Here is a 6,561-nt window from a genome sequence, read left to right on the forward strand (position 1 = left end):
TTTGACGGCGCTAGCTAAGCGTCGAGGATTTCACCGGTGGTCATGTTGACGGCAGGAACCGTGGCTGCCTCCTCGCCGCCGTCGGCATTGAAGTGCCGGACGATTGCTGCGGCCAGGGACGGACCGATCCCCTTGGCGCCGGTGAGTTCTTCCTGCGTCGCAGCCTTGATGCCCTTCACGGAGCCGAATTCGGCCAAGAGGGCCTTGCGTTTGGACTCACCCAGCCCGGGCACGCTGTCCAGCGCGGAAACCGTCATGGCCTTGCCGCGCTTTTGCCGGTGGAAGGTGATGGCGAAGCGGTGGGCCTCGTCGCGGATCCGCTGCAGCAGGTACAGGCCGGCGGAGGCGCGCGGCAGGATCACCGGGAAGTCACTCTCCGGCAGCCACACTTCTTCGAGCCGCTTGGCCAGGCCGACCACATACACGTCCTCGATCCCCAGCTCCGCCAGCGCCCGGGCGGCGGCGTTGACCTGCGGTTTGCCGCCGTCGACGACGACGAGGTTGGGCGGGTAAGCGAACTTGCTCCGCGGCGCCGGCGTCGTGGAGTCAGCGACCGCTGCGGCGGTTGCCGCGTCCAGCGCGGCCTGGTGCGCCGGTTTGGCCGCGGCCGCTGCCTGCTCGGATTTCTCCTGCAGATAGTGCCGGAACCGGCGGGTGAGCACGTCATGCATGGCCGCCGTGTCGTCGGTGGCGGCGGCTCCGGTTACGGCGAACTTCCGGTACTCGGACTTCTTCGGCAGGCCGTCCTCCACCACCACCATGGAGCCGACCACGTTGGTGCCCTGGACGTGCGAGATGTCGAAGCACTCGATCCGCAGCAGCGCCACGGGAAGCTCGAGGGCTTCCTGGATCTCCTGAAGGGCCTGGGAGCGCATGGTAAGGTCGCCGGCGCGCCGGGACTTGTGGAGCTTGAGCGCGTGCTCGGCGTTTTCACGGACCGTGGACATGAGCGCGGCCTTGTCTCCGCGTTGGGGCACCCGGACGTCCACCCGGGCCCCGCGCAGGCCGCTGAGCCATTGCGTGAGCTCCGTGGCGTTGCTGGGTTCGGTGGGCACCAGGACCTCGCGGGGCAACCTGCCCTGCAGCCCGGCTTCCTCGCCGTAGACCTGCTGGAGCAGGTGTTCGACCAGTTCCGGGGTGGTGGAGTCCTCGACTTTTTCCACGACCCAGCCGCGCTGGCCGCGGATCCGGCCGCCGCGGACGTGGAAGACCTGGACGGCGGCTTCGAGCTCGTCTTCGTGCAGGGCGAAGACGTCGGCGTCCGTGCCCTCGGCGAGGACCACGGCGTTGCGTTCGAAGACCTTCTTCAGCGCCACGATGTCGTCCCGGAGCCGGGCCGCGCGTTCGTAGTCGAGCTCGGCAACTGCCGCGGCCATCTCCCGTTCCAGCCGGTTGACGAACGGCTTGGCTTCGCCGCCCATGAAGGTACAGAAGTCCTCGGCAAGAGCGCGGTGGTCCTCGGCGGAGATCCGGCCGACGCAGGGCGCGGAACATTTGTCGATGTAGCCGAGCAGGCAGGGCCGGCCGCTGGCTTCGGCGCGCTTCAGCACCCCGGGACTGCAGCTCCGTACCGGGAACACGCGCAGGAGGGTGTCCATGGTGTCCCGGATCGCCCCGGCGGTGTACGGGCCGAAATACCGGGTCCCCTTGCGACGGTCGCCGCGCAGCACCTGGACGCGCGGGTACTTCTCCCCCATCGTGACGGCCAGGTACGGGTAGGTTTTGTCGTCCCGGAACATCACGTTGAAGCGGGGCGTGAATTCCTTGATCCAGGTGTATTCCAGCTGCAGCGACTCGAGCTCGCTGCCCACTACGGTCCATTCGACGCTGCTGGCCGTATGCACCATCGCGTAGGTCTTAGGCATGAGCCCGGCGGGGTTGGCGAAGTACGTATTCAGCCGGGAACGGAGGTTCTTGGCCTTTCCGACGTAGATGACCCGGCCGTGCGGATCGCGGAAGCGGTACACGCCCGGATTGGTCGGAATTTCACCCGTCTGGGGTCGGTAACTCGCTGGATCTGCCACACATCCAGTCTACTGAGCCGCCGGCGGTGCCGAGGCACCTGCCCTGCGGAGAGCAGGATGGCGTGCGCTATTCGGCCGACTTGCTCTGGTTGTAGCTCGTGGAGCGTTCCTGGCCGCTCAGGTCCGCGATTGCGTCCATGATGCGGTCCGTGACCTGGCGGCGGGCCGGCAGGGAGTGGTCCGGGCCGGTCTTGTCGAAGTACAGCGGCTCGCCCACCTTCATGGTGAAGTGCTGCGGTTTGACGGACTTGCTGTCCGCGGGCTGCAGGTGTTCAGTGCCGATCAGGCCCACCGGGACCACCGGCGCGCCCGTGGTGAGGGCCAGCCAGCCGACGCCGGTGCGGCCGCGGTACAGGATCCCGTCGCGGGAGCGCGTCCCTTCGGGATAGATGCCCACGCCCTTGCCTGAGTCGAGGATGTCCAGCAGCGTCTTCAGTGCCTGCACGCTCGCCGCCTGCTCGCCGCGTTCCACCGGAATGGAGCCCACAGCCTCGAAGAAGGACTTCATGACCTTGCCCTTGACGCCGCCGGTGGTGAAGTATTCCGCCTTCGCGAAGAACGCCACGGGCCGAGGCATCAGGGCCTGGACGATCACGCTGTCCAGGAAGGAGAGATGGTTCGGGGCCACGATGAACGGTCCGTCCTTGGGCACGTTTTCCAGACCAATAACCGTGGGACGGCACGTGGAGGATATGAGCCCGCGGGTGGTCCAGCGGATTGCGTCAAACATTGCCATCGGTGTGCACCTCGTTCAGGGCTGTGATCCCCGGGCGTTCGGAGAGTCTGTTGATCGTCGCGTGAAGCGCCGTGGTGTTGTGCACGATCTCGATGGCACCAGCCGTGTGCAGTTCGCCGTCGGGCGCAAAACCCCAGCCTACGCCGATGCAGTCCAGTCCGTTCGCAGCGGCCCCGGCCACGTCCTGCGCCCGGTCCCCCACCATCACGGCACGGCCGGCCGCCGTAGGGCCGGCCACCGCCAGGTCCGAGAGCGCGGCAGCGACAATCCCGGCCTTGCCTTCGGGGACGGCGTCTTCGGGGACAGAGGCCGATCCCGGGCCGGCGGCGGCCTCGTCGGCAGCGGAGCCCCGGATGCTGTGGAAGAGCCCGGCGATGCCGTGGTGCGCCAGGACGGTGCGGGCAAGCCCTTCGGGCTTCTGGGTGGCGACGGCGATGGGGCGGCCCGCGGCCACAAAGTCCTCGAGCAGTTCCCGGATCCCCGGGTACAGCCGGCTCTGCGCGATTCCGGTGGAAACGTAGTGCGCGCGATAGATGCGGATTGCGTCTTCGAGCAGCGCGGCCGGAACCCCGGCGATTTCGGTGAGGGAATGGCTCAGCTTGGGTCCGATCATGGCGTCCATCCGGGACTTGCCCGGAACCGGCAGGCCAAGCTCGGTGAGGGCCGCGGCGATTCCGTCCGTAATCCCTCCGGCTGGATCGACAAGAGTGCCGTCAAGGTCGAAGATTACGGGCACTGTTGTATGCGTCACCGGCTTAGTTTCTCACGAGTGTGCGGATGCCAGAAATTCGCATACTCCTTCAGGAATACGTCAGGCGATACATCAGCCGATTGCATCAGGTGAATGCATTCCCGTGCGGGCGGGGACACGTGCGGCGACAGTATGTCCTTGCCGCCTGCGCCCGCCCGCACGTGTCCCCGGCGGCAGATGGTCAGGCCAGAAGCTCGGCGAGGAAGGCGGCCGTGTGGCTTTCGCTCGATTTGGCCACCTGCTCCGGCGTGCCGGAGGCGATCACTCGGCCGCCGCCCGAACCGCCGTCGGGGCCAAGGTCCACGATCCAGTCCGCGCTCTTGATGACATCGAGGTTGTGCTCGATCGTGATCACGGTGTTGCCCTTCTCCACGAGGCCCTGCAGCACCATGAGGAGCTTGCGGATGTCCTCGAAGTGCAGGCCTGTGGTGGGTTCGTCCAGGACATAGACGCTGCGGCCGTTTGAGCGTTTCTGGAGCTCGGCCGCGAGCTTCACGCGCTGGGCCTCACCGCCGGAGAGCGTGGTGGCAGGCTGGCCCAGCCGGACGTAGCCAAGGCCGACGTCGACGAGCGTGTTGAGGTGCCGGGCGATCGGTGAGAAGGCCGCGAAGAATTCGGCCCCTTCCTCGATGGGCATGTTCAGCACGTCCGCGATGGTCTTGCCCTTGTAGTGGACCTCCAGGGTTTCGCGGTTGTAGCGTGCGCCGTGGCAGACCTCGCAGGGGACGTAGACGTCCGGCAGGAAGTTCATCTCGATCTTCAGGGTGCCGTCGCCGGAGCAGGCCTCGCAGCGGCCGCCCTTGACGTTGAAGGAGAACCGGCCCGGCAGGTAGCCGCGTACCTTGGCCTCGGTGGTCTCGGCGAAGAGCTTCCGGATGTGGTCGAACACGCCGGTGTAGGTGGCCGGGTTCGAGCGCGGGGTGCGTCCGATGGGGCTCTGGTCGACGTGCACCACCTTGTCCAGGTGTTCGAGGCCCTGGACGGACTTGTGCCGGCCGGCCACTTGCTTGGCGCCGTTGAGCTTGTTGGCAAGTACTTTGTAGAGGATCTCGTTGACCAGGGTGGACTTGCCCGAGCCGCTGACGCCGGTGACGGCGGTGAAGAGGCCCAGCGGGAAGCTGGCATCGATGTTGAGGAGGTTGTTCTCCTTGGCCCCGACCACCTTGAGCTCGCGCTTCTTGTCGTATTTGCGCCGCTTTTTGGGGATCTCGATTTTCTTCCGGCCCGAGAGGTAGTCGCCGGTGAGCGAATCCGTGTTTTCCAGCAGCGCCTGGTAGGAGCCGGAGTGGACCACCATGCCGCCGTGCTCGCCGGCGCCCGGTCCGATGTCCACCACCCAGTCGGCCTCTTGGATGGTGTCCTCGTCATGCTCCACCACGATCAGGGTGTTGCCGAGGTCCCGGAGCCGGGTGAGGGTTTCGATCAGGCGGCGGTTGTCCCGCTGGTGCAGGCCGATCGAGGGCTCGTCAAGGACGTAGAGCACGCCCACGAGGCCGGAGCCGATCTGGGTGGCCAGCCGGATGCGCTGGGCCTCGCCGCCGGACAAAGTGCCGGAGGGCCGTTCCAGGTTCAGGTACTCCAGTCCGACGTCGAGGAGGAAGGTCAGCCGGGCCTGGATTTCCTTGAGGACCTGGTGGGCGATCTGGGCTTCGCGGCCGGTGAGGACGAGGTTGTCAAGGAAGCCTGCACATTCACGCATGGGCAGTGCGGCGACCTCGGCGATTGACTTGCCGTTGATCAGCACCGAGAGGGACGCAGGATTCAGCCGTGCGCCGTTGCAGGCCGGGCACGGGACCTGGCGCATGTACTCCTCGTAGCGGTCGCGCGCAGAGTCCGAATCGGTCTCACCATGCTTGCGGTGGACGTACTGCACCACGCCCTCAAAGCCGGTGCTGTACTTGCGTTCCCGGCCGAAGCGGTTGCGGTATTGCACCACCACTTTGTGGTCCTTGCCGTGCAGGACCGTCTGCCGGACGTCGGTGTCGAGCTTCTCCCACGCCGTCGTCATGGAGAAGCCGAGCTCGTCCGCGAGGCCGGCCAGCAGCCGGTTCCAGTACTCCGTGGTGGCGGTGCCCAGAGACCACGGCGCGATGGCCCCCTCGGAGAGCGAGAGCTCCGGGTTGGGGATGAGGAGTTCCTCGTCGACTTCGAGCTTGGTGCCGATGCCGCTGCACGCGCTGCAGGCGCCGAACGGGTTGTTGAACGAGAAGGAGCGGGGCTCGATCTCGTCGATCGCCAGGGGGTGCTCGTTGGGGCAGGCAAGGTGTTCGGAGAAGGCCCTGATCCGCTCGGGGTCGTCCGCTTCGAGGTCGACGAATTCGGCCAGGATGCGGCCCTCCGCCAGCCCGAGGGCGGTTTCGACGGAGTCGGTCAGGCGCTGGCTGATGCCTTCCTTGACCACGAGGCGGTCAACCACCACTTCAATGGTGTGCTTGAACTGCTTGCCCAGCTTCGGCGGATCGCTCAGGTGGACGAGCTCGCCGTCCACACGGGCCCGCGAGTAGCCCTTGGCGGTGAGTTCCTTGAAGAGGTCGACGAACTCGCCCTTGCGGCCGCGGACCACGGGTGCCAGCACCTGGAAGCGCGTGCCGTCCGGGAGCTCGAGCAGCTGGTCCACGATCTGCTGCGGGGTCTGCTTGGTCACAGGCTCCCCGCAGACGGGGCAATGCGGCCGGCCCACACGGGCCCAGAGCAGGCGCATGTAGTCGTAGATCTCGGTGATGGTGCCCACGGTGGAGCGCGGGTTCTTGCTCGTGGACTTCTGGTCGATGGACACCGCCGGCGAGAGGCCCTCGATGAAGTCGACGTCGGGCTTGTCCACCTGGCCCAGGAACTGCCGGGCATAGGCAGAGAGTGATTCGACGTAGCGGCGCTGGCCCTCGGCGAAGATGGTGTCGAACGCCAGGGAGGACTTGCCGGAGCCGGACAGGCCGGTGAACACGATCATGGCATCGCGGGGCAGGTCCAGGTCCACGTTGCGCAGGTTGTGCTCGCGGGCGCCCTTAACGACCAGGCGCGTCATGTCCGGACGTTTCATCACGGGGCGGGAC

General features: G+C 66.7%; 4 protein-coding genes. All 4 read right to left on the bottom strand.

The genetic code is table 11. The features are described 5' to 3' along the window. Positions 1–14 precede the first annotated feature (14 nt). Positions 15–2,024 (bottom strand): excinuclease ABC subunit UvrC, encoded by a 2,010-nt coding sequence (gene uvrC, locus LQV16_RS04000; protein ID WP_229992643.1) that lies wholly within the window; start codon positions 2,022–2,024, stop codon positions 15–17. A gap of 67 nt (positions 2,025–2,091) precedes the next feature. Next, the gene (locus LQV16_RS04005; protein WP_229992644.1) at positions 2,092–2,760 is read right to left on the bottom strand and encodes a lysophospholipid acyltransferase family protein; all 669 of its coding nucleotides are present in this window, start codon (positions 2,758–2,760) and stop codon (positions 2,092–2,094) included. Then, a complete protein-coding gene (locus LQV16_RS04010) occupies positions 2,747–3,511 on the bottom strand; it encodes an HAD hydrolase-like protein (RefSeq protein WP_229992645.1) in 765 nt (254 codons plus the stop codon). The genes LQV16_RS04005 and LQV16_RS04010 overlap by 14 nt, the downstream gene beginning before the upstream one ends. A 181-nt stretch (positions 3,512–3,692) precedes the next feature. Further along, positions 3,693–6,533 carry an excinuclease ABC subunit UvrA gene (gene uvrA, locus LQV16_RS04015; protein ID WP_229992646.1) on the bottom strand — a complete coding sequence of 947 codons (2,841 nt, stop codon included), beginning with the start codon at positions 6,531–6,533 and terminating at the stop codon, positions 3,693–3,695. Positions 6,534–6,561: the final 28 nt, after the last annotated feature.

The organism is Arthrobacter sp. Bi26 (assembly GCF_918697925.1).
In the GTDB taxonomy this organism is placed as follows: domain Bacteria; phylum Actinomycetota; class Actinomycetes; order Actinomycetales; family Micrococcaceae; genus Arthrobacter.

Coding starts and splice junctions, on each gene's coding strand:
- LQV16_RS04005 (WP_229992644.1), bottom strand. CDS start 2,760: ATGGCAATGTTTGACGCAATCCGCTGGACCACCCGCGGGCTCATATCC.
- uvrA (WP_229992646.1), bottom strand. CDS start 6,533: ATGACGCGCCTGGTCGTTAAGGGCGCCCGCGAGCACAACCTGCGCAAC.